The sequence below is a fragment of the Enterobacter cloacae complex sp. genome (assembly GCF_900322725.1).
Lineage (GTDB): Bacteria > Pseudomonadota > Gammaproteobacteria > Enterobacterales > Enterobacteriaceae > Enterobacter > Enterobacter quasihormaechei.
This window is the reverse complement of sequence record NZ_LT991957.1, coordinates 2151467-2176419: the sequence shown is the minus strand read 5'-3', so window position 1 is coordinate 2176419 and position 24953 is coordinate 2151467. Positions and strand designations below refer to the sequence as shown.

Below are 24953 nucleotides of genomic sequence, written 5' to 3'. Positions count from 1 at the left end.
AGACTTAAAATTCTGAACAAGGACATTAAATTTATAGAAAAATTTCTATTTTATTCTGTAAACGCTTTTCTCTTGCAGAGAAAGGTCTGTAGATAATCCTGAAACGATCGTAACCTTTCTGACATAAACACCAGTAAGCCACTGAAAAAACGGGGCATAAACCCCATTAAACAACCGCCAAATGCTTATTATCCACGCTTTTGCAGAATAAAAATCTGGCATGAATATTATTAGAAGATTAAAAAGATTGCATTTATCATTAAAACCATTTTTCAATTTTATCTTCCGCTAATAATTAGCAGCAGCTTTACTCGACAGATTGTATTGGCTTACATTGATGTCATCGCATCGCGTTATTTAAAAAAGTGTTCGCTATTCTTTGTGAAATAAGAGAGTGCGAGTCCACCAGTATCTCTTATATGGACTGTTTACTCAGCGAAAGGAGAATGCCAATGCAAAATAAAAAAACAATTCACGTTGCCGTTGTTGACAGCTGCGAATTCACGATGATTGGCCTGCAATCGCTTGGAAAGCGTGAGCCTGACGAAAAACAGGATGTTATTTTCCATGGATTTACCCATATCGAAGAACTCGCTAAGAGTGAACAACTCTTTGATATCATCATTTATGATCCATTGAATACGCGTCATTTCCGGGTGACAACAAATGACGACATCCTTTGTATTAAACAGAAGCAAGTGACGGCGAAGATCTATATCTATTCGTTATCCGCAGGCTATTTGAAATTCAAACATGTTGATGGGGTAATCAGTAAAAGAGTCTCACTGGGGGATATCAAAGCGCTATGGCAAATACTGATGAGCCAGACGCCGCAAGGATCTGGCCGTTACAACGTGGGCATGACCACCCGCTTACGCACCCCGGCAAGGCTGTCCAGCGAGGAGGCCAGCGTACTGCGCGGCTATTCCTGTAACCTCAAAACCAAGCAAATCGCCCGCCAGCTGGGGTGTAACGTCAGGCTGGTGTATTTCTATAAAAACAACGCCATGAACAAGCTGAAAGCCGTGCGTGGCCCCTCGTTTTACCAGAGCATTCGCTGGATCCTGAATTAAGAATTTGACCGTGTGTCGTTTGCCTTTTGTTCCCGTGTCCGCGGGAACCTTTTTCATTTTCTTAAGGCTGTAGCATGTATACCGTTCTTCCCTCTCCCCTGCTGCAACGTATCTCAGGGCTGCGATTTCAGCCGCTTGTCGATCTTCATTCGGGCCAGGTTTTCGCGCATGAAGTTCTCGTGGAGATCCATAACGTCAATCTGGAGATATTGTTTGCCTCTCTGCCTTCGCGCAGCGCGCTGCAAATCTTCTTCTGGCAGGCCAACACCCTTTTACAGATACCTGCCCGGGACGCTTACTGGCTAAACCTTCCCGCAGAACACCTTCTTAATGAACACGCTATCCGGCTGTTGCTGGCGTTGCGCCATCAGCACCGTCTAACGATTGAAATTCAGGATCCCCTCACCATTACACGGCTGAGTGATGCTGAGCAAGGCCGTCTTCATACCACGCTTGTTCGGCTTAAAGAGGCGGGATGGCAAATCTGGCTGGACGATTTAACCCGGGAGCTGGCTGAGGCGTATGCGCGGCTGGCGCTGCCGCTGGACGGGGTAAAAATCGATCGCTCAGCGCTGCGGGAGCGCGCGCCGCTTGCCCCGTTTGTGCAGGAGGTCAGGGCAGGCATCGCGCAATCAATTCTTATCGAAGGCATTGAGAATTCGCGGGATCTGGAGCGGGCCCGCGCGTCCGGCGCACAGTCTGGTCAGGGTTTTCTGTGGCCCGAAAGCCGCACCGATGCCCGCGTTACGCTGTGAGGGCCAGCTTACCGTGACCTACCAGCCCGGCACCGCGCCACCGTTAAAAAGGGTCTCTGCCGCTTTCGCCACTTCCGGCGACTGATAGGACTGAATAAATTCCTTCACGTTTTCGGCGTCTTTGTTGTCTTCCCGCGTGACCACTATATTCACGTAAGGCGAGTTTTTGTCCTCAATAAAGACGCTGTCATGTACCGGCGACAGCCCCGTTTGCTGAAGATAAGTGGTACTGATGATGGCCACATCGACTTTCGGATCGTCCAGCACGCGCGGCAGCTGCGCCCCTTCCAACTCCATAATCTGTACGTGTTTGGGATTCGCGGTAATATCCAGTGCCGTCGGCAGCAGGCCAACATCCGGCTTAAGGGTAATCAGCTTCTCTTTTTGCAGCAGCAACAGCGCGCGTCCCAGGTTGGTCGGATCGTTTGGAATCGCAATGGTGGCGCCGTCCTTCAGCTCAGCAATCGATTTTATCTTTCGGGAGTAGCCCGCCATCGGAAAGACGAAGGTATTGGCGACGGCGACCAGCGTGTAATTGTGCGCCTTGTTATCTTCCGCGAGAAACGGGCGGTGCTGGAAAACGTTAGCATCCAGCTCGCCCTGGTTGGTGGCATCGTTGGGTAGCAGCGAGCCGCTAAAGCCCACCAGCTCCACGTCCAGACCGTATTTCTCCTTTGCCACCTTTTTGGCGACTTCCGCCACGTCCTGCTCAGCGCCATTAATCACGCCGACTTTAATGTGTTTGGCATCATTGCCGCCTTGATCGCAACCTGCCAGCAGCAGGGCCGCGAGCACCAGAGCACTCAACTGAAATTTCACGAGACAGTTCCTTTCGACAGTGGTTTTGAAGACTATATCGACAACGAGACGGCAGGCTAAAAAACGAAAAGGCATCAGTAAGACGGATAGGTTATATGCGGCCTGTTGCCGGGTGGCGCTGCGCTTACCCGGCCTACGTGACGGGGGACGTGTAGGCCCGGTAAGCGTAGCGCCACCGGGCGATGGGGATCAGGCTGCGGTAGTCCAGTCCTCAACAGTAAGATCCTGCACCATCCCGAAGGCACGATCGTTCGTGACAATCGTCGTTCCCCGGCTGATGGCGTGTGCGGCAATCAACTGATCGAGATCGCCCATCACCTTCCCTTTCTTTTCCATTGCCGCACGCAGTTCACCGTAGGTGGCTGCGGCTTCGCTATCCCAGGCGCAGATGGTTATGGTCTTAAGAAATTCCATTATGGTCTCGTGCAGCTTGTTGTTTTGCTTTTTGGCTACGCCGTAAAGCAACTCCGCCTCCGTTACGCTTGAAATACACATCTTTTCAGGCGTGATTTGCGAATATCGGTTTACAACCTCAGGATGCTGCCTCACCAGATGGCTTACTATGTTAGTGTCCAGCATATGCAGCATCGTCTACAGCCCTTCCAGAGGATCTCTTGTCGTATAGCTTTGATTGCGCTCCTCTTTACTTAGAAAAGAATCAGGCACATGCGTTTGTTTGAGCATGCGCAAAAAGTTATCCCTGTGCCGTTCTTTCTCAGACCTTGCCGTCAAAACCACATTCCCCTCCTCATCCCGGCGGATATAAACACTCTCCGTTTCAAACGCAAATTCCTCAGGCAAGACCACGGCCTGGTGTCGTCCTTTTTTGAATAATATCGCTGTGCGCTCCATGGCAACCTCTGTCGGTTTATTGACCAGCCCACAGCATGCGCTCGCGTCCCGGAAAGCGACAAGAGAGACATTTAAAATTCAGAAAGCGACTCGCAATAAATAACAGAACCGCTAACCTCACGCCTGCCGACGCAGCGGCGCTTCGCGCAAAAACCACGACAGCACAAACGCCAGCACCATAATCCCTGCCGCAAGCATAAATACCGCATGGATAGCCGAGCCGAACGCATCCAGATAGTCCAGACGCAGTGCATCAGGCAGATGGTGAATGGCAACGGGATTGAGTTCACGCGGCAGTTCAGCCCCTTCCGGCAGTCTTTCTGTCAGGCCTGATTGCAGAATATGGGTGAACACCGCGCCAAACAGCGCAACGCCAATAGCCCCGCCGATGGAGCGGAACAGCGTCACCCCAGAGGTCGCTACGCCGTATTGATCGGCAGACACGCTGTTCTGCACCGCCAGCACCAGCACCTGCATCACCAGCCCAAGCCCCATGCCGAGCACGCTGGTAAACAGATACAGCTGCCAGGTGGGGGACGTGACTGAAATGCGCGTCAGTAAAACCATTCCCACCACGCCGAGCAGCGTGCCGAGGATCGGAAACAGGCGGTATTTCCCGGTGCGGCTGATGATGCGCCCGCTGATGATGGAGGTGAGCAACAGCCCGCCCATCAGGGGGATCAGCTGCAAACCGGCCTGCGTCGGCGTGGCGTCTTTTACCACCTGTAAATAGAGCGGCAGGAAAGTGACGGAGCCAAACAGCGACATGCCGATAATAAAACCGATCAGGCTACAGAGCAGAAAGCTGCGGTCGCGGAACAGCGACAGCGGGATAATCGGCTCCCACGCCAGCCGCTCTTCGTAAATAAACCCGGCGATCCCCGTCAGGCCGAAGGCCAGAATGCACCACAGCTGCGGGTCGCTCCACTGGCGAAGCGTCCCCCCTTCGGTGGTAAACAGAATGATGCACAGCAATGCCATGCTGAGGTAAATCGCCCCCAGGTAATCAATCTCATGCTTGCTGCGCCGTGCGCTGCCGTGGAAGACCGCGCCAATAACGAGCAGCGCAAACAGCCCCAGCGGCAGGTTGATGTAAAAAATCCAACGCCAGGAGGCGTGCTGAACGAGAAACCCGCCGATAAGCGGGCCTATCACCGTCGCCAGGCCAAACACGCCGCCAAACAGCCCCTGATAGCGACCACGCTCGGCAGGCGGGATCACATCCGCCACGGCCGCCATGCTGATCACCATCAGTCCGCCGCCCCCCAGCCCTTGCAGAGCGCGCATCAGCACCAGCTGGGTCATGTTCTGCGCCAGACCGCACAGTGCCGACCCCACAAGGAAAAGCACAATCGCGATTTGCAGGACGATTTTACGCCCAAACAGATCGCCGAATTTGCCGTACAGCGGTACCACGATGGTCGAACTGAGGATATAGGCCGTCACCACCCAGGAGAGCTTATCCAGCCCGCCCAGCTCGCCGACGATGGTCGGCAACGCGGTGGAGACAATGGTCTGATCCAGCGCCGAGAGCAGCATCACCAGCAGAAGTGCGCTGAACAGCAGCTTGATCGACGGCGCGTTTTTCGCAGGTTGAGTCATGACGTCAGACTCCATAAGAGAATCGCTTGAAATTAATTAATCGAATAATTAATATTCAGGTAAGTTATGGATAAGATCAAGAGACAGCGCGACCGTGCCAGCACTAAAAGACAATTCTGAACCCCGCCGTCCCGGTCGTCCGCGCGGCGGCAAACGCGTTACCGCCAGCCGCGAGCAGCTGCTGGATATCGCCCTGAACCTCTTCTCCCGCCAGGGGATTGCCAATACCTCGCTGAACGCCATCGCCCGCGAAGCTGGCGTGACGCCCGCCATGCTGCACTATTACTTCAACTCCAGAGAGCAGTTGCTGGATGCGATGATCGAGGAGCGCTTTCTGCCGTTACGCGAGCGGATCGGGACCATTTTCGCCGACAACCGGGAATCTCCGGTCAACGCCCTTACGGAAATGGTTAAGGTGCTGGCCGAACTGGCGGAAGAGCACCACTGGTTTGCACCGCTGTGGATGCAGGAGGTAATTGGCGAGATGCCAGTACTGCGTACGCATTTGCAGGAACGTTTTGGCGATGAGAAATATCAGACCACGCTGGCAACCATTAAAGGCTGGCAGCAGGAAGGAAAGCTGAATCCGGCCCTGGCCCCCGAACTGCTGTTCACGACGCTACTGAGCCTGGTGCTGGTGCCGTTCTCACGCATGCGCAACGACGAGAGGCTTAGCTCCCTCTCGCCGGAGAAAGTTGTGCGCCACGTGTTAGCCGTGATCGGCAACGGGATCGGCGGTTAAAGATGTTTGGTCAGATAGTGTCTCTGCATTCCCTGATAAGGGTAATCCTGCAAGGACATCTGCACCTGATAACCCTGCTTTTCATAGAACGGACGCGCCTGGAAGCTGACCGTATCCACCAGCGCGTGACGACAGCCTTTGCGGCGGGCCTCTTCTTCGGCCGTTTTGATGAGCTGGCTGCCAACGCCCGTTCCGCGCACGCTGTCGCTAACCCACAGATAGTCGATGTTCAGCCAGTCGCCTTTACGTACGCCGATTAACCCGCCCAGCATGACGCCGTTGTCGTCTCGCACATATACGCCAATATCGCCGCTAAACGTCGCAAGATCTAAATACTGCGCGTTATAGGCTCTTAGCCCCGTTAATAATTCTTCTTTTTCTTCAGCCGTGACATTATCTGTAATGCTCAGGTGCATAATTTTCTCCTTATTTTCAGCGCAATCTGAATATCTCACAGCTTAACCTTCATAAAAACTCCTTATTTCCTCCATTGTTTAAACAAGGAAATATTCATTCAATATGTAAATAAAAAAAGCCTTTCCAATAGGCTCCGAAAACGTATAATGAGAACGATCATTCTCATTTTTTTACGGTAGCCAACGATGAGTACAAAGCTGGAAGAACGACAAAAACTGCGACAGGACGAAATCATCACCGCCGCGCGCCGCTGCTTTCGCGCCAGTGGATTTCACGCTGCCAGCATGTCGCAGATTGCCAGCGAAGCCAGGCTCAGCGTCGGACAAATCTATCGCTATTTCAGCAACAAAGACGCGATTATTGAAGAGATGATCCGTCGCATTATCGACTCACGTATCGAGGAGATGCAGGGCAAAACCCTGGTTGAAGGGATGCCGCAGGCGCTTGCCTGGCGCCAGACGCTTAACGAAGATGATGACGCGCTCATGCTTGAAATGTCCGCAGAGGCCACGCGCAATCCGCTGGTGGCAAACATGCTGATCGAAGCCGAAGCCCGCATGTTCGCCAACGCCTGTGAGCACCTGAAAAAGCAGTTCCCCCACCTGAGCGATGAGCATATTCGCTGCTGCGTGGAGATTACCGCCGTGATGATCGAAGGCACGATTTACCGTCGACTCACGCCATTAAAAGTGCCGTCAGAACAATTAGAGCCCATTTATCAGAATATTTTAAATATGCTTTTCTCTGCGAAGTAATCGCATGTGAATAATTAGCGGAAATAAGTAATTTCCTTTTTTTCATTTCTGGCTCTGCCAGAGATGTGGTATCGCTGTGCTTTTAATTAGTCCTCCTCCCTGTTAAGCGATTAACAGGGCAGGCTTCGCTCACCCTGGAAAAAGATTATGAAAACCATAACAACCTCCATCGCGGCATTACTCCTCCTGACAGGGTGCGATAATGCGCAAACATCTGCTCCCCAGCGTCCTCTTCCGGAAGTGGGGATTGTCACACTCATGAGCCAGCCGGTGTCCGTCGTCAGCGAGCTGACCGGTCGCACCACCGCCGCGATGAGCGCCGAAGTGCGCCCCCAGGTGGGCGGCATTATCCAGAAACGGCTCTTTACCGAAGGCGATACGGTCAAGGCCGGGCAGGCGCTGTATCAGATCGATCCTTCCAGCTACCGCGCCGCGTACAATGAAGCTGCCGCCGCACTAAAACAGGCGCAGGCGCTGGTGCAGGCCGACTGCCAGAAAGCCCGGCGCTATGCGCAGCTGGTGAAAGACGACGGCGTATCTCGACAGGATGCGGAAGACGCGAAATCGACCTGCGCGCAGGACAAGGCCAGCGTCGAGTCAAAGAAGGCCGCGCTGGAGAGCGCCCGCATTAACCTTAACTGGACCACCGTCACCGCGCCGATTGCCGGACGTATCGGTATCTCCTCGGTGACCCCCGGCGCGCTGGTCACCGCCCAGCAGGATACGGCACTGGCTACCATTCGCGGGCTGGACAGTATGTACGTCGATTTAACCCGTTCCAGCGCCGATCTGCTGCGATTGCGCAAGCAAACCCTCGCCAGCAACAGCGATACGTTGAGCGTGTCGTTGACGCTCGAAGACGGCAGCACCTACAGCGAAAAAGGCCGCCTGGCGCTGACCGAAGTGGCAGTGGATGAGTCTACCGGCTCTGTTACCCTGCGCGCCGTCTTCCCGAACCCGCAGCATCAGCTTCTGCCGGGCATGTTCGTCCGCGCCAGAGTGGATGAGGGCATCATGAATGACGCGATCCTCGCGCCGCAGCAGGGCATCACCCGCGACGCCAAAGGTACCGCCACCGCGCTGGTGGTGAACGCCAGCAACAGGGTCGAACAGCGACAGCTGGAGACGGGCGACACCTACGGCGACAAATGGCTGGTGCTGAGCGGCCTGAAGGCGGGCGATAAGCTGATAGTGGAAGGTACCGACAAAGTCACCGCCGGGCAGGAAGTGAAGGCTGAAGCGATGAAAGCCAGCGGAGGAAACGCCTGATGTTTTCCCGTTTCTTCGTGCGCCGCCCGGTCTTTGCCTGGGTTATCGCTATTCTTATCATGCTCGCCGGGATGCTGGCCATCCGCACGCTGCCGGTCGCGCAGTACCCGGACGTTGCGCCGCCGTCGATCAAAATCTCCGCCACCTATACCGGTGCCTCCGCGCAGACGCTGGAAAACAGCGTGACGCAGGTGATCGAGCAGCAGCTGACCGGGCTGGATAACCTGCTCTACTTCACCTCCACCAGCAGCTCGGACGGATCGGTGAGCATTACCGTCACCTTCGAGCAGGGCACTGACCCGGACACCGCTCAGGTGCAGGTGCAGAACAAAGTCCAGCAAGCGGAATCGCGCCTGCCGACCGAGGTGCAGCAGTCCGGGATCACCGTCGAAAAATCCCAAAGCAACTTCCTGCTGATCATGGGCGTGTATGACAAAACGGATACCGCCAGCAGCTCGGATATCGCCGACTGGCTGGTGAGTAATATGCAGGATCCGCTGGCGCGCGTGGATGGCGTCGGTAGCCTACAGGTTTTCGGTGCGGAATACGCCATGCGCATCTGGCTCGATCCGGCGAAGCTGGCGTCGTACTCGCTGATGCCCTCCGACGTACAGAGCGCGATTGAAGCGCAAAACGTGCAGGTCTCTGCCGGTAAAATCGGCGCGCTGCCGTCGTCGAACGCTCAACAGCTGACCGCGACCGTCCGCGCTCAGTCGCGCCTGCAAACGGTCGACGAGTTCAAAAAGATCATCGTCAAGAGCCAGTCTAACGGCGCGGTGGTGCGCATCAGCGACGTCGCGCGCGTGGAGATGGGCAGCGAAGATTACACCGCCACCGCGAAGCTGAACGGCCACCCGGCAGCGGGTATGGCGGTGATGCTCTCGCCGGGCGCGAACGCGCTTAACACCGCCACGGCGGTAAAAGACAAGATCGCCGAGTTCAAAAAGTCGATGCCGGAAGGCTACGACGTGGCCTACCCGAAAGACAGCACCGAGTTCATCAAGATCTCCGTTGAGGACGTGATACAGACCCTGTTCGAAGCCATTATCCTCGTGGTGGTGGTGATGTACCTGTTCCTGCAAAACATCCGCGCAACGCTGATCCCCGCGCTGGCGGTACCTGTGGTGCTGCTGGGCACCTTCGGCGTGCTGGCGCTGTTCGGTTACTCCATCAACACCCTGACGCTGTTTGCCATGGTGCTGGCGATAGGGCTTTTGGTGGATGACGCCATCGTGGTGGTGGAAAACGTCGAGCGTATTATGCGCGACGAAGGGTTGCCCGCCCGGGAAGCGACCGAAAAATCAATGGGCGAAATTTCCGGCGCGCTGATCGCCATTGCGCTGGTGCTCTCTGCGGTATTCCTGCCGATGGCCTTTTTCGGCGGCTCGACCGGGGTGATTTACCGTCAGTTCTCGGTCACCATTATTTCGGCGATGTTCCTTTCCGTGGTGGTGGCGTTGACCCTGACGCCCGCGCTGTGCGGCTCGATTCTGAACCACACGACGCCGCACAAGAAAGGTTTCTTCGGCGCGTTTAACCGCTTCTACAGCAGGACCGAGCACGGCTATCAGAACAAGGTACTGCGCGCCCTGCGACGCTCCGGCGGCATGCTGGCGATCTACGCCCTGCTCTGTGGCGCGATGGGCTTCGCCATGCTGAAACTGCCGGGCAGCTTCCTGCCAACGGAAGACCAGGGAGAAATCATGGTGCAGTACACCCTGCCTGCCGGCGCAACCGCGGTGCGTACCGCCGAGGTTAGCCGCCAGGTACGCGAGTGGTTCCTCACCAAAGAGAAAGCCAATACCGACGTCATCTTTACCGTTGAGGGCTTCAGCTTCAGCGGCAGCGGCCAGAACGCCGGGATGGCGTTCGTCTCCCTGAAGAACTGGTCAGAGCGTAAAGGCGAGGAAAACACCGCGCAGGCCATTGCTCTGCGCGCCACGCAGGAGCTGAGCACCATTCGCGATGCGACCATCTTTGCGATGACGCCGCCGGCGGTGGACGGTCTGGGCCAGAGCAACGGCTTTACCTTTGAGCTGATGGCAAGCGGCGGCACCGACCGCGACGCGCTGCTGAAACTGCGTAACCAGCTGATTGGCGAAGCGAATCAGGACAGCTCGCTGCACGCCGTGCGCGCCAACGATCTGCCGCAGATGCCGCAGCTTCAGGTGGATATCGATAACAACAAAGCCGTGTCGCTGGGGCTGTCCCTGAGCGACGTTACCGACACCCTCTCCAGCGCCTGGGGCGGCACCTACGTGAACGACTTCATCGATCGCGGTCGCGTGAAAAAGGTCTACATTCAGGGCGACAGCGACACCCGCGCGGTACCGTCGGACCTTAACAAATGGTATGTGCGCGGCAGCGACAGCACCATGACCCCCTTCTCCGCCTTCGCCACCACGCGCTGGGAGTATGGCCCGGAAAGCCTGGTGCGCTACAACGGCTCGGCGGCATATGAAATTCAGGGTGAAAACGCCAGTGGCGCCAGCTCCGGTACGGCGATGAGCAAAATGGAGCAGCTGGCGAACAGCCTGCCGTCCGGCAGCACCTGGGCGTGGAGCGGTTTATCCTTGCAGGAAAAACTGGCGAGCGGCCAGGCGATGAGCCTGTATGCCCTTTCCATCCTCGTGGTTTTCCTGTGCCTGGCGGCGCTGTATGAGAGCTGGTCGGTGCCGATTTCGGTCATTCTGGTGATCCCGCTTGGGGTGCTGGGCGCGGCCGTTGCCGCCTCTCTGCGCGGCCTGAACAACGACGTCTATTTCCAGGTGGCGCTGCTGACCACCATCGGTCTGTCGTCGAAGAACGCCATTCTGATTGTCGAATTTGCCGAAGCCAAAGTTGCCGAAGGCTACTCCCTGACGCGTGCCGCCCTGCGGGCCGCCCAGACGCGTCTGCGTCCGATCATCATGACCTCGCTGGCGTTCATCGCCGGCGTGACGCCGCTGGCCATCGCTACCGGCGCCGGGGCCAACAGCCGCGTGGCGATCGGTACCGGCATCATCGGCGGGACGCTGGCCGCGACGCTGCTGGCAATCTTCTTTGTTCCCTTATTCTTTGTACTGGTGAAACGTCTGTTCTCCGGTAAGCACGCAAACCGGAGGTCATAATGTTTCGTGTCACTGTTTTAGCGTTAGCCCTGCTGAGCGCAGGCTGTGTGTCGTTAGACCCAACCTACCAACGCCCGGACGCCCCCGTCCCAGCAACCTTACCCGGCGCGCACGGCGAGGCCAACGCCGTGGTGAGCCAGTGGCAGCAGGTGATGAACGATGCGCGGCTGAAAAGCGTGGTGACGATGGCGCTCAACAGCAACCGCGACGTGCAAAAAGCGATTGCGGATATCGACGCCGCTCGCGCCCAGTATGGCGAAACGCGTTCGTCCCTGTTCCCGACGGTGGATGCAGAACTGAGCCACACCCGCAGCCGCACGCTGGCGAGCGGCGTGGCGACGAGCGACGAAGCCCGCGGCGCGGTCTCCAGCTTCGAGCTGGATCTGTTTGGCCGCAATCAGAGCCTGTCCCGCGCCGCGCGTGAAACCTGGCTTGCCAGCGAATTCACCGCGCAGAACACGCGCCTGACGATGGTCAGCGAGCTGACCACGGCCTGGGTGACGCTGGCAGCGGATAACAGCAATCTGGCGCTGGCAAAATCCACTCTCGAGAGCGCCGCGAACTCGCTCAAGATCGTCAAACGTCAGCAGGAAGTGGGCGTGGCCGCCGCCACGGACGTCAGTGAGGCGATGGCGGTATACCAGCAGGCGCGCGCCAGCGTGGCGAGCTACCGGACGCTGGTCATGCAGGACAAAAACGCCCTTAACCTGCTGGCGGGCGATACGGTGCCCGATAACCTGCTGCCCGGCACGCTGGAGAGCCTGAGCGACAACGCCATCACGCTGGTTCCGGCGGGCGTCAGCTCCAGCGCGTTGCTGCGCCGCCCGGACATTCAGGAGGCGGAACATAATCTGCTGAGCGCCAACGCCAGTATCGGCGCAGCGCGCGCCAATTTCTTCCCGACCATTTCGCTGACCGCCAGCGCGGGGGTCGGCAGCGATTCGCTCTCATCCCTGTTCAGTCACGGCATGAAGGTCTGGTCGTTCGCGCCGTCCATCACCCTGCCGCTGTTCAGCGGGGGCAACAATATGGCGCAGCTGCGCTATGCGGAAGCGGAGAAAAAAGGGTTAATTGCGACCTACGAGAAAACCATCCAGAGCGCGTTTAAGGACGTGGCCGACGCGCTGGCGCGGCGCGAAACGCTGAGCGAGCAGCTCGATGCCCAGCGTGAATACGTGGCGGCGGAGCAAAAAACGCTGGATGTGGCGACGCGCAGCTACAGGGCCGGCGCGGGAGATTATCTGACGGTGCTTACCGCGCAGCGGTCGCTGTGGTCGGCGCAGGAATCACTGATTGCCTTGCAGCAAACCGACCTGGAAAACCGCATCACGCTGTGGCAATCGCTGGGCGGTGGGATTCAGTAACCTTCTGAATCGGAGGGATTGATCGGGTCTGGTGCGCAGCACGCTTCAGCATGCTTACCCGGCCTGTATATTTAGCTGGCCGGGTATGACATGAAAGAGGGTTCGCTTTTTAACGCTTGCGTACATCCGGAATAATTAAATCCCCACGCAGCACGTACGACCCCAGCATCTGCGTTTTTTCATTCAGCCAGGTCACGATGCGCGCCGCCATGGCGTCCATGGAATACTCAATAGCCGGGATCACCGGGATACCCGGCAGATGCAGCGAACCGGCCAGGCTAAAGACCATGATGTCTTCCGGTACCGATTTATTAAACGCCTGAAGCTGCGGGATCACCCGCTGGGCTTCCTGCTCGTCTGCCACCAGCAGCGCGTTGAAGTTCAGCGTGGACGCATTGTTGAGTAATTCCTGAAGCGCAACGGACGACGAGGTCGCGTCCATAAACACGAGGTTGCGATTAAAGGGCAGAAAGTTTTTCTCCAGCGCGTGCTTGTAGCCCAGCAGCACCTGGTCAGCGAATCCGCTGCCGTGCGGGTGGATCAGGGCAATCTGGCGACGCCCCTGGCTGGTGAGGTAGTTACACGCCGTTTCAGCCGCGAACGCGTGATCGAACTGAATGCTGTTGGCGTTATCGGCCTCCATGCAGTCGACCAGAATCACATTGTCCATGTCGACATCCAGCGGGAAACGCGCGCCAATCACCAGAATGTCATCACATAAGCCGCAGGATAGTTCTTCAAGGGCGTTCATCACTTCTGTTTTGGTGTGCGCGAAACGCAGCAGCAGGTGTTTCTGATGCTGGCTGAGGTGCTTTTCCAGCGCGTAAAGGTAACCGGTGGTCTGGTTAATGTTCTCCTGCGCGCAAATCACCCCAATGCAGCCCGTCGACTGGCTGAGCAGCGACTGGGCAATCACGTTAGGACGATAGTTCAGCTCATCCACCGCTTTCAGCACAGCCTGACGGCTGGCTTCCTTAACGCCACGCGACCCGCTCAACACCCGTGATACCGTGGCTTTGGACACCCCGGCCAGACGTGATACATCGTTGATTGTAGACATCTTTCTCCCCTGTCAGACGCAACTGGCGCCTGTAATTTCCATCACCGCTACGGCTCACATTATAGCCAGAACGGAGTATATCCGTTTCCGTTTTCCATGGAAACCGATTTTCCGTTTCCACTCAAATTGATGTCAAAACAGCCAAATTATGTGACCCACATCCAGTTAATAAGCCCCATAAGCAGGGGATATTGATGGTTGTCACACTTCTGTCTTTTATAAATGGAAACCGGTTTCCGTATCATGTCCAATCATCCTCGCAATAACTTTTTACATTTTGAGGATGGTTGTCGATGTTCAAGATTATGCTGTGCTGCTCTGCCGGGATGTCCACCAGCCTGCTGGTCAGCAAAATGGTCGATGTTGCAAAAGAACGGGGCTTGCCCGTGAAGATAGATGCGTACGGCGTATCCGAATTTGATACGCAGTTTCCGCACTATCAGGTGGTACTTCTCGGACCGCAAGTGAAATACATGTTAAAGACGCTTTCAGACAAGGCAGCGACGCAAGGCATTCCGGTGCAGCCCATCGACATGATGGACTATGGCATGCAGCGTGGCGATAAAGTACTGGACTATGCTCTGTCGCTCATCGAAGCGGCACACTAAAAGGTGTTCACATGAGTTCGTTATATCAATCTATGGTCGCGGTCATTGAGCAATCAATTACCCCGCTGGCCGCGAAGCTGGGTCAGCAAAAGTATGTGATTGCCATCCGCGACGGCTTTACCGCCGCGCTGCCGTTCATGATCATCGGCTCGTTTATGCTGGTGTTTATCTTCCCGCCGTTCTCAGCGGACACCACCAACAGCTTCGCCCGCGGCTGGCTGGACTTTTCCGAGACCTACCGCGAACAGCTGATGCTGCCGTTTAACCTCAGCATGGGGGTGATGACGTTCTTTATCTCGGTGGGAATTGGCGCGAGCCTGGGACGTCAGTTTAACCTCGACCCGGTGATGTCCGGTCTGCTGGCCTTTATGGCTTTCCTGCTGGTCGCCGCGCCGTATGCCGACGGCAAGATCTCCACGCAGTACCTCTCTGGTCAGGGCATTTTCACCGCGCTGATCACTGCGATTTACTCTACCCGCGTCTATGCGTGGCTGAAGCAGAACAACGTCACCATCCGCCTGCCGAAGGAAGTGCCGACCGGCGTGGCGCGTTCGTTTGAGATCCTGATCCCGGTGATGGTGGTGATCGGTACCCTGCACCCGCTGAACCTGTTCATTGAAGCGCAGACCGGCATGATTATCCCGCAGGCGATCATGCACCTGCTGGAGCCGCTGGTCTCGGCGTCCGACTCCCTGCCCGCCATTCTGCTCTCCGTGCTGCTGTGCCAGATCTTCTGGTTTGCCGGTATTCACGGCTCGCTGATTGTCACCGGCATCATGAACCCGTTCTGGATGGCGAACCTCTCGGCAAACCAGGCGGCACTGGCGGCGGGCGCTGCGCTGCCGCACGTTTATCTGCAAGGCTTCTGGGACCACTACCTGCTGATTGGCGGCGTAGGCTCAACCCTACCGCTGGCGTTCCTGCTGCTGCGCAGCCGCGTTACGCACCTGCGCACCATCGGCAAAATGGGCGTTGTGCCAAGCTTCTTTAACATCAACGAACCGATTCTGTTCGGCGCGCCGATCATCATGAACCCGATGCTGTTTATCCCGTTTGTGTTTGTTCCGCTGGTCAACGCCTGCCTGGCGTACGGCGCGACGAAGCTCGGCTGGCTGGCGCAGGTGGTGTCGTTAACCCCGTGGACCACGCCCGCGCCGATTGGCGCCTCGTGGGCGGCGAACTGGGCGCTCAGCCCGGTGGTGATGTGCCTCGTCTGCATGGTGATGTCGGCGCTGATGTACCTGCCGTTCCTGCGCGCCTACGAGCGTACGCTCATCAAAAACGAAGAGCAGAAAGCGCAGGCTGCAACCGTGGGTGCCGCTGAAGCCACAAGCAATTAAGTCAAAGAGGAAGAGTCATGAAATACGCATTTCCCGATAACTTCTGGTGGGGCAGCGCCAGCTCCGCTCTCCAGACTGAAGGGGCAAGAGAGGGGGAAACCACGTGGGATTACTGGTTTGCCCGCGAGCCGAACCGTTTTCACAACGGCGTGGGGCCGCAGCAGACCTCCACGTTTTATCAGCACTGGAAAACGGATATTCAGCTGTTAAAGCAGCTGAACCACAACAGCTTTCGCACCTCGATTAGCTGGGCGCGCCTGATCCCCGACGGTATCGGTGAAGTGAACCCGGAAGCGGTCGATTTTTACAATCAGGTCATTGATGAGCTGAATGAACAGGGCATCACGCCGTTTATGACCCTGTTCCATTTCGACATGCCGATGGCGATGCAGGAGATCGGCGGCTGGGAAAACCGCGACGTGGTGAACGCTTACGCCCGCTATGCGCAGATTTGCTTCGAGCTGTTTGGCGATCGCGTGCTGCACTGGTTTACCTTCAACGAGCCGATTGTGCCGGTTGAGGGCGGTTATCTGTACGACTTCCACTACCCGAACGTGGTGGATTTTCGTCGGGCAGCGACCGTGGCCTATCACACCGTACTGGCCCACGCGAAGGCGGTTCAGGCCTACCGCGCCGGGCATTACGCGGGGGAGATCGGCATCGTGCTGAACCTGACGCCGTCCTACCCGCGCTCGCAGAACCCGGCGGACGTGAAGGCCGCGCACATCGCAGACCTGATGTTTAACCGCAGCTTCCTTGACCCGGTCCTGCGCGGGGAATATCCGGCGGACCTGGTGGCGCTGCTGAAGGCGTACGACCAGCTGCCTGCCTGCAAGCCGGAAGACAGCGCGCTGATTGCGGAAGGAAAAATCGACCTGCTCGGCGTGAACTACTATCAGCCGCGTCGCGTGAAGTGTCGCGACAGCGCGGTGAACCCGCAGGCGCCGTTTATGCCGGAGTGGTTCTTTGACAGCTACGAGATGCCGGGCCGCAAGATGAACCCGTACCGCGGCTGGGAAATCTACGCGCCGGGTATTTACGATATTCTGGTTAACCTGCGCGACAATTACGGCAACCCTCGCTGCTTTATTTCGGAAAACGGTATGGGCGTCGAAAATGAACAGCGCTTTATAGAAAATGGTCAGATTAACGATCAATACCGCATCGAGTTTATTTCAGAGCATTTATCGTGGCTGCACAAAGGGATTAGCGAAGGGTGCAATTGCCTTGGCTACCATATGTGGACGTTTATTGATAACTGGTCGTGGTGTAATGCATATAAAAACCGCTACGGTTTTATTCAGCTTGATTTAGAGACGCAGCAGCGCACCATGAAGAAAAGCGGCGAGTGGTTTGCCGCCACCGCCTTAAATAATCGCTTTGATAAAGAGTAATAATGATGATCGCATTAGAAGAAGCCGTAATGGAAATTATCGTCAACGCCGGACAGTCCCGCAGCCTGTGCTTTGAAGCGCTGCACGCGGCGCGTCAGGGCAACCTTGACGAAGCCAAAAGCCTGCTGCGCGAAGCCGACGGCTACGCGCGCCAGGCGCACAAGATGCAGACCAAACTGATCGAGCAGGATGCGGGCGAAGCCCGCCAGCCGATGACGTTAATTATGGTGCACGCCCAGGATCATTTAATGAATTCCTTATTAGCGCGTGAATTATCTGAAGAAATTATTCATTTATATCAGAGATAGTCTATGGCGAATTAATTACTGTAATACCTCTGTACCCTAAATAGAGATCCACTTGTTCTGATGATAGCGACATACTCTGTCAGATCGGAGCGGGATGGTTATTGTCTGAATAAAATTAAACTATATTGAGATAACCATGAATACGATTAAAAAACTTCCATTAACCATGGCGGTTATCGCCGCGCTGTGCCCAATTTCCGTCCTCGCACAAGAATTTACCCAGGAGCAAATCGACGCCATTGTGGCGAAAGCGGTGGATAAAGCCCTGGCCGAGCGTCAGGCCAAAATGGATGCGGCGGTCGCGAAAAAAGCGGACGTCATCACCGAGCCGCAGAGCGCGGCGCAGTCTCCGGATATGGCGATCCCGTTCGGGGTGAAATTTACCGGCTATGCCCGCTACGGCGCGCACTTCCAGGCCGCCGATCAGAAATACGTGGCGGTGGACGGCTCCTACAACGGCGCGTCCGCGATTGGTCGTCTGGGTAACGAAGGCAACGGCGGTGAATTCCAGCTCTCCAAGGCCTTCAAAGGGGACAACGGCGCCATCTGGGACATCAACGTGATGATCGACCACTGGGGCGACGAAGTTAACCTGAAGAAAGCCTACGCGGGCGTGACCAACATTATGGCCTCCAACCCGAACGCCTACTTCTGGGCCGGTCGTGACTTTCACCAGCGTCCGCAGCAGGGCATTAACGATTACTTCTGGATGAACCACGACGGCCAGGGCGCCGGGGTGAAGAACTTCGACATTGGCGGCGTGCAGTTTGACGTGGCTGCCGTGGCGGCGGTCGAATCCTGTAGCCCGGAAGTGATGGAAGACGAAGCGAACCCGTCGCGCATCACCTGTACCGGCGGTTCCGGCACGGGCGACAAGGGCAACTACGCCGCGACCTCCAAAATCCACGGCATGAAGCTCGGCCCGATCGACATGGAGCTGTACGCCAACTACGGCTTCGACTCTAAAGCCGTTGAGAGCGACGAGCGTCTGAACGCCTGGCAGGGCGGCGTGGTGCTGAGCCACACCAACGACAGCGGCGTGAACAAGGTGATCGCCCGCTACTCCGATAACGCGGACAACAGCGTGTTCAACAAAACCGAAGACCTGACCACGGTCTACGCCAGCTTCGAAGGGCTGTATAAATTCACCCAGGCCACGCAGGTGGAGTACATCCTCGCCTTCCACGACTATGACAACAGCCGCGATGACGCCGACAACCGCAAGAACTACAACGCCATCGTGCGCCCGATGCACTGGTGGAACGACGTTCACTCCACCTGGCTGGAAGCGGGCTGGCAGCACGTTGACTACGACAACGGCGGCGACAACAAGGGCTGGAAGCTGACCCTGTCGCAGAACATGTCTATCGCCATGGGGCCGGAGTTCCGTCCGATGCTGCGCTTCTACGTGACCGGCGGCAAGGTGGATAACGAACGCACCGCGCGCGTGAACAACACCAAAGACGAGACGCTCGACGACTTCAACGTCGGCGCGATGTGGGAGGCGTGGTTCTAATACAGTGCCGTTTGTTTCACCCAGCGGCGCTGCGCTTGCACGGGCCTACAAGGTTTTGTAGGCCGGGTAAGCGTAGCGCCATCCGGCAAGATCCCATGTTATGCTACAAAAAAAACCAACATAACAGGGGAGAACATGGGTTCCACACGCAAAGGGATGCTGAACGTCCTGATCGCCGCCGTTTTATGGGGCAGTTCCGGCGTTTGTGCGCAGTACATCATGGAGAAAAGCCACATTTCTTCGCCTTACCTGACCATGGTTCGCCTGCTGTTTACCGGCGTGATCCTGCTGACGCTCTCCTTCGTTCACGGCGACAAAATTTTCTCAGTCATCAAAAACCGTAAGGACGCCCTCAGCCTGCTGTTTTTCTCGCTGGTCGGCGCGCTTACCGTGCAGCTTACCTTCCTGCTGACGATTGAAAAATCTAACGCTGCTACGGCGACCGTGCTCCAGTTCCTGTCGCCGACCATTATCGTGGCGTGGTTCGCCCTGGCGCGGAAAACGCGTCCCGGCGTGTTTGTTCTGTCCGCGATTTTCACGTCGTTGATCGGCACCTTCCTGCTGGTGACCCACGGCGATCCGACCTCGCTCTCCATTTCCCCTGCCGCGCTGTTCTTCGGCATCGCCTCGGCGTTTGCCGCCGCGTTTTACACCACCTATCCGTCAACGCTGATCGCCCGCTACGGCACGCTGCCGATTGTCGGCTGGAGCATGTTGATTGCGGGCCTGATGCTGACGCCGTTCTACGCCGGACGCGGAACAACCTTCGCCATCGACGGCGGCCTGCTGCTGGCGTTTTTCTACCTGGTGGTGATCGGCACGGCGCTGACGTTCAGCCTGTATCTGAAGGGCGCGCAGATGATCGGCGGGCCGAAGGCGAGCATTCTGAGCTGCGCCGAGCCGCTGAGCAGCGCGCTGCTGTCGGTGGTGTTGCTGGGCGTGGCGTTCACCCTGCCAGACTGGCTGGGGACGCTGCTGATTGTGTCGTCGGTAGTGCTGATTTCGATGGATTCGAGAAGACGGGTGAAGGCATCGGCATAATCTACGAATAATAATGATAGCGGCACATTAAAATAGTGAGAGCGCTATCCGACACCCCGTAAACCAGACGGTCAGTATCATTGATTCGGCGGGACCAGTATCCGGAAAGGTTACCTTTAAGCGGTTCCGGCTTACCCAGGCCATCGAAGGGTTGACGCTTCGCATCTTCAATCAATTTATTGATTCTGCGAAGCGTTTTCTTATCCTGCTCCTGCCACCACAGGTAATCATCCCAGCCGTTATCAGTCCAAATCAGTAGCCTGGTCATCTATCAAATCCCTCTGCGTGGTTTTTCCGGTGTTGACCTGTGCGATTGACTCCATCAGTCGACTGGCGTTGGCAGGCGAACCCATCAGATGGATGGTTTCCATCATCGAGTTGTAGTGCTGTAAAGACATCACCACCGCATCCCCCCCGTTTCGGCGGCTGATGATGGTGGTCTCCACGTTGTCATTCACGTCGTCCAACACATCTTTGAGTCGGCTTCGTGCTTCGGTAAACGTCACAACCTGCATATTTCCTCCTGTACAAGTTACGGTACAAGTATATCGATAGGGTGACTATTAATCAATCAGCGCGCCTTAACCTTCCCCGCCACCAGCAGCGCGGTCAGCAGCATCAGCGTGCCGGAAATCACCAGCGGTGACGTCAGCCCCAGATGGTCGAGCGCCACGCCACCCACCGCTGCGCCGCAGGTGTTCGCCAGCTGGATCACCGCCACCTGAATCGACCCGGCTTTTTCCGCCTGATCGGCAAGCGAGCGGGTGATCCACGTCGACCAGCCCACCGGCACCAGCGCAAACGCAAAGCCCCAGACGATCGCAATCGCCGACGCAACCCACTTATCGCTGCCCCACAGCACCAGCACCGCGGCGCTGATCGCCAGCACCAACGGCGCACCCGCCAGCGCCACCTTCAGGGAGCGCTTCAGGAATTGGGACGACAGCGAGGTGCCGACAAAGCTGGCGATACCAAAGCTCAGCAGCACCAGCGTCAGGCCGTCCACGTCAAAGCCCGCCATGGTCATATAGACCGGGCGAATATAGGTGAAGAAGGCAAACTGCCCGGCAAAGGCCATGAAGATGGCGGTCATCCCCGCCAGCACGCCCGGACGCTTGAGCAGCGCGAACATGTTCTGTTTGTGGTGTGCCGCTTCGCCCGGCAGGGACGGCAGCGCTTTCCACACCCAGATAATGCACAGCACGCCCATCACCGCCGCCGCGTTGAACACGTTACGCCAGCCGATAATCCCGCCGAGGAAGCTGCCCAGCGGCGCGGCGATCACCAGCGCGATGGAGACCGCGCCGAAGATAACGGACAGCGCTTTTGGCACGGTGCGCGCGGGCACCAGGCGCATGGTCAGCGAGGCCGACATCGCCCAGAAGCCGCCTAATCCCAGCCCCAGGCAGGCGCGACCCAGCAGCAGCAGGGTGAAGCTTTCAGCGAAAGAGACCAGCAGGCAGGAGAGCGTCAGCAGCACGCTGAACAGGATGACCACTTTACGACGGTCAATAGTGCCAATCGCCTGGGTGATAAACAGGCTGGCGAACATCGCCACAAAGGCGGTAACGGTAACGGATTGCCCCGCCACGCCTTCGGAAATGCCCAGATCCTGCGCCATCGGCGTCAGCAGGCTCACCGGCAGAAACTCAACGGTGATCAGACAGGCGACGCAGAACGCCACGGAGAAAACCGCCGACCAGTTGGGGCGTGAAACCTCGCTGGTCTGCGGTCTGGTCGAGGGCTGGATATGTTCTGTCATGGCATCACCTGAAGATAAAAACGTGCGGAAAAGTCGCGCAGTTTATCATCAAAAGTGTGACGGATTTAACGATTTGACAACTTTTCTTGCATCGCCGCATTTGCCAGCCCGACGATCCACTCCTGATGCCCGTTAATCATCGGGTTCGGCACGGTGCGAGCAAGCTCCTGTGCAGGCACGCCTTTCTGCGATTCCTGCGTCAGAATGCGCACGCGGTTTCCCGGAAGATCTTCAAACAGCCAGGCGTGGATCACGTCCAGACGAGAATTCGCATCCCCCTCCACCCAGCCGTGCCAGGCAATACGCGCAGCTTCACCGTCCGCCGGCGGAACATACTCCGTCACCTGCGCTTCAACCGGGAAGCCGAAGGTGGTGAAGCGAAAGCGGGCGTTAGCGCTCAGCGCCGGGCCGCTGCCGTCGTGAAAACGAATGTCTTCGGCATTGCTGTAGTAGCCCGGCCAGAGGGAGGTGTCGTTGAGCTGCGCCCAGACTTCTTTCGCGCTCAGCCCGGCAACAATGATTTCGTTAGATGCAAAGTTATCGGTGGTACCCGGCAGGTAGTCGTTCGGCCAGATAATGGCGGATTGTTTCATGGTTCACCTCATCAGTTAGTTGATGAGATGATGGTGCCCCCGCGAGTGGTATAAATCTAATGACGATGCTTTATACTCTTCATCACGATTCGTGATATCAGTGCAGATAGAATACTCCCTCTTCCGGCAGGAAGAGCTGGTTGTAGCGCAGCTGGAAGGCGTTAAGCTCCTGCGGATCGGGCTCTATTTCGCGCATAAAGCCGAGCGCGAGGCGAATCTGCGCATCAGTTATAGGTGCGGCCAGACGGGCTTTCCGCAGCATACGGTGCCAGGTATGCAGATTTTCTTCGCTGCCATCGACGATGCAGACCTGCCAGATCAGTAGCACCTGCGCGGCATTTTGCAGATGCGCCTCGTCGGGGCGTTCAAGGTAGCGGATAAACTCATTGCCCGGCGTTTTACCGAACTGGTCAATCATCGACTCGACCGGCATCGGGGTGATCCCCAGCCGCTCGCTTAAACGTTTGATGGCGCGGCGGGAGTCTGAAGTCAGGACACGAAATCCAACCACAAACACCACGGCAAGCGTTGCCAGCATTATCCAGACCATGCGTTCTCCTTAGACTAGCCGCTCATCATAGCGGGAAACGCAGCGCGTCGACAGCGGGCAGCGCCATAATAGTGAACGGAAAAGAGGTGGAAAAACGTCATGAAAGCGGATCTGCGCACGCTGGATCTTAACCTGCTGAAAACGCTGGATGCCCTGCTGGACGAGCGCAGCGTCACCCGCGCGGCGGGGCGTCTTGCCCTGACCCAGCCTGCGGTGAGCGGCATGCTCAACCGCCTGCGGGATTACTTTGACGATCCGCTGTTTATTCGTGCGCCGCACGGGATGGTGCCAACCACGCGCGCCGAAGCGTTAGCCGCTCCGGTAAAGCGCATTCTCGCTGATATCGACATGCTGCTTCAGCCCGTGGCGTTTGACCCTATCACCGCAGCGCTCACCTTCACCCTCGCCGCGACTGACTACGCCCTGCGTGCGGTCGTCGTACCCTTTATCGCCGCCCTTAAGGTGCAGGCTCCCTCTGTCCGCGTGCGCGTCGTGCCCGTGGAACCGGGTCGCCTGGTCAGCCAGCTTGAACAGGGCAGCGTTGACGTGGCGCTGATCACTCCGCACACCACGCCAGATGAGCTTCACAGCCGTGCGCTTTATGATGAACGGTATGTTTGCATGATGCGTGCCGACCATCCGGATGCCGGAAAACCAATCACGTTAGACCGTTTTTGCGCCCTGGAGCATGTGCTGGTCTCTTACGAGGGCGATGGTTTTCGTGGCGTAACGGATAGCGCGCTGGAGAAAATTGGCCGCATGCGGCACGTGGGGTTATCGGTGAGCAACTTTTTGGTGCTGCCGGACGTGCTGGCCCTCAGCGATATGATTGCCGTCGTGCCGTCACGCATCGCGGAAAACCAGACGGGGATGTTCGTCTGCGAGACACCGATTCCCGTACCCGGCTTTACCAAAAGCATGGCCTGGCACGGCAGAACGCACCGCAACCCCGCGCAGGCGTGGCTGCGCGGGCTATTGCTGGAAACCAGTCAGCGCGCCTGAAGCCCTTTCAGCAGCGCCTCGTGGAAGCGTGCGGGGTCCTGCATCTGCGGCGCGTGGCCCATGTCGTTAAACTCGACCAGCGTCGCGTGCGGAATGCGCTTCGCCGTCTCTTTCCCCAGCACCGCATAGTTGCCGAGCGTCTTGCGGATCTCCGGCGGGGCGAGGTCTTTCCCGATGGCGGTGTTGTCCTTCGTGCCGATCATCAATAATACCGGCATCTTCAGGTCGCTAAATTCGTAGATAACCGGCTGGGTGTAGATCATGTCGTAGAGCAGCGCCGAGTTCCACGCCACGCGCGCTTTACCCGGCCCGTTGTTCAGCCCGGCAAGCATGGTGACCCAGCGCTCGTATTCCGGCTTCCACTCCCCGGCGTAATAGGTATTTTTCTCGTACTGACGAATGCCGTCGGCGCTGACCTTCAGCTCGCGCTGGTACCACTGGTCAACCGTGATATGTGGCACGCCGCGGGCTTTCCAGTCTTCCAGGCCTATCGGATTCACCATCACCAGCTGCTCTACCTGCTGCGGCCACATCAGCGCGTAGCGGGTTGCCAGCATGCCGCCGGTTGAGTGGCCGATAACCGTCGCGCGATCGACGCCAAGCGATGCGAGCAGCGCGTGGGTGTTGTCCGCCAGCTGCTGGAAGGTGTACTGATAATGGTCCGGCTTGGTGGATTTACAGAAGCCGATCTGGTCGGGTGCGATCACGCGATACCCGCTGGCCGACAGCGCACGGATCGTGCCGTCCCAGGTGCCGGCGCAGAAATTTTTGCCGTGCATCAGCACCACGGTACGTCCGTTGGGTTTTTCCGGCTTTACGTCAAGGTAAGCCATATCCAGAGACTGGTTTTGCGAGGTAAAGGTAAAGTGTTTTACCGGCCAGCCGTAGTCGAAACCTTCCAGCTTCTCGCCGTAGGTGGGGGCATCCGCGGCCATTGCGGGGGACGCCAGCGCCATCAGCAGCGCCAGGCAGGACAATCGTCGGGTTAACATGCAAGCTCTCCGTTAGCAAAAGGGGCTAA

26 protein-coding genes are annotated in these 24953 nt (G+C 57.2%); 14 read left to right on the top strand and 12 right to left on the bottom strand.

What is annotated here, in order from left to right; translation table 11 throughout:
- Window positions 1-452: 452 nt before the first annotated feature.
- Window positions 453-1073, top strand: coding sequence for a LuxR C-terminal-related transcriptional regulator (locus tag DBR02_RS10890; RefSeq protein WP_063868682.1), 621 nt, complete (start codon window positions 453-455; stop codon window positions 1071-1073).
- Window positions 1074-1147: 74 nt separating this feature from the next.
- Window positions 1148-1828 (top strand): EAL domain-containing protein, encoded by a 681-nt coding sequence (locus DBR02_RS10885; RefSeq protein ID WP_107534359.1) that lies wholly within the window; start codon window positions 1148-1150, stop codon window positions 1826-1828.
- Window positions 1829-1846: 18 nt separating this feature from the next.
- Here DBR02_RS10885 and nlpA read toward each other — a convergent pair whose 3' ends face one another.
- The 4 genes from nlpA to DBR02_RS10865 form a co-directional block, all read right to left on the bottom strand.
- Window positions 1847-2647 carry a lipoprotein NlpA gene (nlpA, locus tag DBR02_RS10880; RefSeq protein WP_107534357.1) on the bottom strand — a complete coding sequence of 267 codons (801 nt, stop codon included), beginning with the start codon at window positions 2645-2647 and terminating at the stop codon, window positions 1847-1849.
- A gap of 189 nt (window positions 2648-2836) precedes the next feature.
- The gene (locus DBR02_RS10875; protein ID WP_107534356.1) at window positions 2837-3235 is read right to left on the bottom strand and encodes a type II toxin-antitoxin system VapC family toxin; all 399 of its coding nucleotides are present in this window, start codon (window positions 3233-3235) and stop codon (window positions 2837-2839) included.
- Between the two features lie 3 nt (window positions 3236-3238).
- Complete coding sequence (locus DBR02_RS10870) at window positions 3239-3499, bottom strand: antitoxin (RefSeq protein ID WP_107534354.1); 261 nt, start codon at window positions 3497-3499, stop codon at window positions 3239-3241.
- Between the two features lie 117 nt (window positions 3500-3616).
- Window positions 3617-5116 carry an MDR family MFS transporter gene (locus tag DBR02_RS10865; RefSeq protein ID WP_063868676.1) on the bottom strand — a complete coding sequence of 500 codons (1500 nt, stop codon included), beginning with the start codon at window positions 5114-5116 and terminating at the stop codon, window positions 3617-3619.
- Window positions 5117-5195: 79 nt separating this feature from the next.
- Here DBR02_RS10865 and DBR02_RS10860 point away from each other — a divergent pair, with 79 nt between their 5' ends.
- Entirely contained in the window at window positions 5196-5843 is a 648-nt protein-coding gene (locus tag DBR02_RS10860) for a TetR/AcrR family transcriptional regulator (protein ID WP_107534352.1), read from the top strand.
- On the opposite strand, the gene DBR02_RS10855 is transcribed toward DBR02_RS10860, so the two are convergent.
- Window positions 5840-6259, bottom strand: a complete 420-nt coding sequence (locus DBR02_RS10855) for a GNAT family N-acetyltransferase (protein WP_063452086.1) — start codon at window positions 6257-6259, stop codon at window positions 5840-5842. The two genes, DBR02_RS10860 and DBR02_RS10855, sit on opposite strands and share 4 nt — an antisense overlap.
- A gap of 186 nt (window positions 6260-6445) precedes the next feature.
- Here DBR02_RS10855 and DBR02_RS10850 point away from each other — a divergent pair, with 186 nt between their 5' ends.
- The 4 genes from DBR02_RS10850 to DBR02_RS10835 all read left to right on the top strand — a co-directional run bounded on the left by DBR02_RS10850 (window position 6446) and on the right by DBR02_RS10835 (window position 12758).
- Window positions 6446-7015: a TetR/AcrR family transcriptional regulator gene (locus tag DBR02_RS10850; RefSeq protein WP_022646570.1), complete on the top strand. Its 570-nt coding sequence runs from the start codon at window positions 6446-6448 to the stop codon at window positions 7013-7015.
- A gap of 147 nt (window positions 7016-7162) precedes the next feature.
- On the top strand, window positions 7163-8284 hold the full coding sequence (locus DBR02_RS10845) for an efflux RND transporter periplasmic adaptor subunit (RefSeq protein ID WP_107534350.1): 1122 nt from the start codon (window positions 7163-7165) through the stop codon (window positions 8282-8284).
- Window positions 8284-11394 (top strand): efflux RND transporter permease subunit, encoded by a 3111-nt coding sequence (locus DBR02_RS10840; RefSeq protein ID WP_107534348.1) that lies wholly within the window; start codon window positions 8284-8286, stop codon window positions 11392-11394. The genes DBR02_RS10845 and DBR02_RS10840 overlap by 1 nt, the downstream gene beginning before the upstream one ends.
- Window positions 11394-12758 carry an efflux transporter outer membrane subunit gene (locus tag DBR02_RS10835; RefSeq protein ID WP_107534346.1) on the top strand — a complete coding sequence of 455 codons (1365 nt, stop codon included), beginning with the start codon at window positions 11394-11396 and terminating at the stop codon, window positions 12756-12758. The genes DBR02_RS10840 and DBR02_RS10835 overlap by 1 nt, the downstream gene beginning before the upstream one ends.
- A gap of 109 nt (window positions 12759-12867) precedes the next feature.
- On the opposite strand, the gene DBR02_RS10830 is transcribed toward DBR02_RS10835, so the two are convergent.
- On the bottom strand, window positions 12868-13818 hold the full coding sequence (locus DBR02_RS10830) for a LacI family DNA-binding transcriptional regulator (RefSeq protein ID WP_063452081.1): 951 nt from the start codon (window positions 13816-13818) through the stop codon (window positions 12868-12870).
- A gap of 293 nt (window positions 13819-14111) precedes the next feature.
- Here DBR02_RS10830 and DBR02_RS10825 point away from each other — a divergent pair, with 293 nt between their 5' ends.
- The 6 genes from DBR02_RS10825 to DBR02_RS10800 all read left to right on the top strand — a co-directional run bounded on the left by DBR02_RS10825 (window position 14112) and on the right by DBR02_RS10800 (window position 20025).
- Window positions 14112-14426, top strand: coding sequence for a PTS sugar transporter subunit IIB (locus tag DBR02_RS10825; RefSeq protein ID WP_045336018.1), 315 nt, complete (start codon window positions 14112-14114; stop codon window positions 14424-14426).
- 11 nt (window positions 14427-14437) lie between these two features.
- Entirely contained in the window at window positions 14438-15766 is a 1329-nt protein-coding gene (locus DBR02_RS10820; protein ID WP_003861036.1) for a PTS cellobiose transporter subunit IIC, read from the top strand.
- A gap of 17 nt (window positions 15767-15783) precedes the next feature.
- Window positions 15784-17160 carry a glycoside hydrolase family 1 protein gene (locus DBR02_RS10815; protein ID WP_107534345.1) on the top strand — a complete coding sequence of 459 codons (1377 nt, stop codon included), beginning with the start codon at window positions 15784-15786 and terminating at the stop codon, window positions 17158-17160.
- A gap of 5 nt (window positions 17161-17165) precedes the next feature.
- The gene (locus DBR02_RS10810; protein ID WP_014168006.1) at window positions 17166-17468 is read left to right on the top strand and encodes a PTS lactose/cellobiose transporter subunit IIA; all 303 of its coding nucleotides are present in this window, start codon (window positions 17166-17168) and stop codon (window positions 17466-17468) included.
- Window positions 17469-17604: 136 nt separating this feature from the next.
- Window positions 17605-18984: a carbohydrate porin gene (locus tag DBR02_RS10805; protein ID WP_063868667.1), complete on the top strand. Its 1380-nt coding sequence runs from the start codon at window positions 17605-17607 to the stop codon at window positions 18982-18984.
- A 135-nt stretch (window positions 18985-19119) separates the two neighbouring features.
- Entirely contained in the window at window positions 19120-20025 is a 906-nt protein-coding gene (locus tag DBR02_RS10800; RefSeq protein WP_107534344.1) for an EamA family transporter, read from the top strand.
- A gap of 1 nt (window position 20026) precedes the next feature.
- Here the strand turns inward: DBR02_RS10800 and DBR02_RS10795 are convergent, their stop codons facing one another.
- From DBR02_RS10795 to DBR02_RS10775, 5 genes are all read right to left on the bottom strand, one after another.
- The gene (locus DBR02_RS10795) at window positions 20027-20293 is read right to left on the bottom strand and encodes a Txe/YoeB family addiction module toxin (protein ID WP_041911701.1); all 267 of its coding nucleotides are present in this window, start codon (window positions 20291-20293) and stop codon (window positions 20027-20029) included.
- Window positions 20268-20540, bottom strand: a complete 273-nt coding sequence (locus tag DBR02_RS10790; RefSeq protein WP_107534343.1) for a type II toxin-antitoxin system Phd/YefM family antitoxin — start codon at window positions 20538-20540, stop codon at window positions 20268-20270. The genes DBR02_RS10795 and DBR02_RS10790 overlap by 26 nt, the downstream gene beginning before the upstream one ends.
- Window positions 20541-20596: 56 nt before the next feature.
- Window positions 20597-21787: a purine ribonucleoside efflux pump NepI gene (gene nepI, locus DBR02_RS10785; RefSeq protein WP_107534342.1), complete on the bottom strand. Its 1191-nt coding sequence runs from the start codon at window positions 21785-21787 to the stop codon at window positions 20597-20599.
- Between the two features lie 65 nt (window positions 21788-21852).
- Window positions 21853-22380: an SRPBCC domain-containing protein gene (locus tag DBR02_RS10780; protein ID WP_107534341.1), complete on the bottom strand. Its 528-nt coding sequence runs from the start codon at window positions 22378-22380 to the stop codon at window positions 21853-21855.
- Window positions 22381-22477: 97 nt separating this feature from the next.
- Window positions 22478-22930 carry a DUF1198 domain-containing protein gene (locus tag DBR02_RS10775; protein ID WP_063452074.1) on the bottom strand — a complete coding sequence of 151 codons (453 nt, stop codon included), beginning with the start codon at window positions 22928-22930 and terminating at the stop codon, window positions 22478-22480.
- A 99-nt stretch (window positions 22931-23029) separates the two neighbouring features.
- Between DBR02_RS10775 and DBR02_RS10770 the strand changes: the two genes are divergently transcribed.
- Window positions 23030-23932: a LysR family transcriptional regulator gene (locus DBR02_RS10770; protein WP_107534340.1), complete on the top strand. Its 903-nt coding sequence runs from the start codon at window positions 23030-23032 to the stop codon at window positions 23930-23932.
- On the opposite strand, the gene DBR02_RS10765 is transcribed toward DBR02_RS10770, so the two are convergent.
- Window positions 23920-24924, bottom strand: coding sequence for an alpha/beta fold hydrolase (locus tag DBR02_RS10765; protein WP_107534339.1), 1005 nt, complete (start codon window positions 24922-24924; stop codon window positions 23920-23922). The two genes, DBR02_RS10770 and DBR02_RS10765, sit on opposite strands and share 13 nt — an antisense overlap.
- Window positions 24925-24953 lie beyond the last annotated feature (29 nt).

Bases quoted from the DNA above. Each gene is read 5' to 3' on its own strand.
- DBR02_RS10815 (WP_107534345.1), top strand. From the start codon at position 15,784: ATGAAATACGCATTTCCCGATAACTTCTGGTGGGGCAGCGCCAGCTCC.
- DBR02_RS10770 (WP_107534340.1), top strand. From the start codon at position 23,030: ATGAAAGCGGATCTGCGCACGCTGGATCTTAACCTGCTGAAAACGCTG.
- DBR02_RS10875 (WP_107534356.1), bottom strand. From the start codon at position 3,235: ATGCTGCATATGCTGGACACTAACATAGTAAGCCATCTGGTGAGGCAG.
- DBR02_RS10850 (WP_022646570.1), top strand. From the start codon at position 6,446: ATGAGTACAAAGCTGGAAGAACGACAAAAACTGCGACAGGACGAAATC.
- DBR02_RS10865 (WP_063868676.1), bottom strand. From the start codon at position 5,116: ATGGAGTCTGACGTCATGACTCAACCTGCGAAAAACGCGCCGTCGATC.
- DBR02_RS10885 (WP_107534359.1), top strand. From the start codon at position 1,148: ATGTATACCGTTCTTCCCTCTCCCCTGCTGCAACGTATCTCAGGGCTG.
- DBR02_RS10765 (WP_107534339.1), bottom strand. From the start codon at position 24,924: ATGTTAACCCGACGATTGTCCTGCCTGGCGCTGCTGATGGCGCTGGCG.
- DBR02_RS10835 (WP_107534346.1), top strand. From the start codon at position 11,394: ATGTTTCGTGTCACTGTTTTAGCGTTAGCCCTGCTGAGCGCAGGCTGT.
- DBR02_RS10790 (WP_107534343.1), bottom strand. From the start codon at position 20,540: ATGCAGGTTGTGACGTTTACCGAAGCACGAAGCCGACTCAAAGATGTG.
- DBR02_RS10775 (WP_063452074.1), bottom strand. From the start codon at position 22,930: ATGGTCTGGATAATGCTGGCAACGCTTGCCGTGGTGTTTGTGGTTGGA.
- DBR02_RS10840 (WP_107534348.1), top strand. From the start codon at position 8,284: ATGTTTTCCCGTTTCTTCGTGCGCCGCCCGGTCTTTGCCTGGGTTATC.
- DBR02_RS10805 (WP_063868667.1), top strand. From the start codon at position 17,605: ATGAATACGATTAAAAAACTTCCATTAACCATGGCGGTTATCGCCGCG.
- DBR02_RS10800 (WP_107534344.1), top strand. From the start codon at position 19,120: ATGGGTTCCACACGCAAAGGGATGCTGAACGTCCTGATCGCCGCCGTT.
- DBR02_RS10780 (WP_107534341.1), bottom strand. From the start codon at position 22,380: ATGAAACAATCCGCCATTATCTGGCCGAACGACTACCTGCCGGGTACC.
- DBR02_RS10795 (WP_041911701.1), bottom strand. From the start codon at position 20,293: ATGACCAGGCTACTGATTTGGACTGATAACGGCTGGGATGATTACCTG.
- DBR02_RS10820 (WP_003861036.1), top strand. From the start codon at position 14,438: ATGAGTTCGTTATATCAATCTATGGTCGCGGTCATTGAGCAATCAATT.
- DBR02_RS10855 (WP_063452086.1), bottom strand. From the start codon at position 6,259: ATGCACCTGAGCATTACAGATAATGTCACGGCTGAAGAAAAAGAAGAA.
- DBR02_RS10890 (WP_063868682.1), top strand. From the start codon at position 453: ATGCAAAATAAAAAAACAATTCACGTTGCCGTTGTTGACAGCTGCGAA.
- DBR02_RS10830 (WP_063452081.1), bottom strand. From the start codon at position 13,818: ATGTCTACAATCAACGATGTATCACGTCTGGCCGGGGTGTCCAAAGCC.
- nepI (WP_107534342.1), bottom strand. From the start codon at position 21,787: ATGACAGAACATATCCAGCCCTCGACCAGACCGCAGACCAGCGAGGTT.
- DBR02_RS10825 (WP_045336018.1), top strand. From the start codon at position 14,112: ATGTTCAAGATTATGCTGTGCTGCTCTGCCGGGATGTCCACCAGCCTG.
- DBR02_RS10870 (WP_107534354.1), bottom strand. From the start codon at position 3,499: ATGGAGCGCACAGCGATATTATTCAAAAAAGGACGACACCAGGCCGTG.
- DBR02_RS10845 (WP_107534350.1), top strand. From the start codon at position 7,163: ATGAAAACCATAACAACCTCCATCGCGGCATTACTCCTCCTGACAGGG.
- DBR02_RS10810 (WP_014168006.1), top strand. From the start codon at position 17,166: ATGATCGCATTAGAAGAAGCCGTAATGGAAATTATCGTCAACGCCGGA.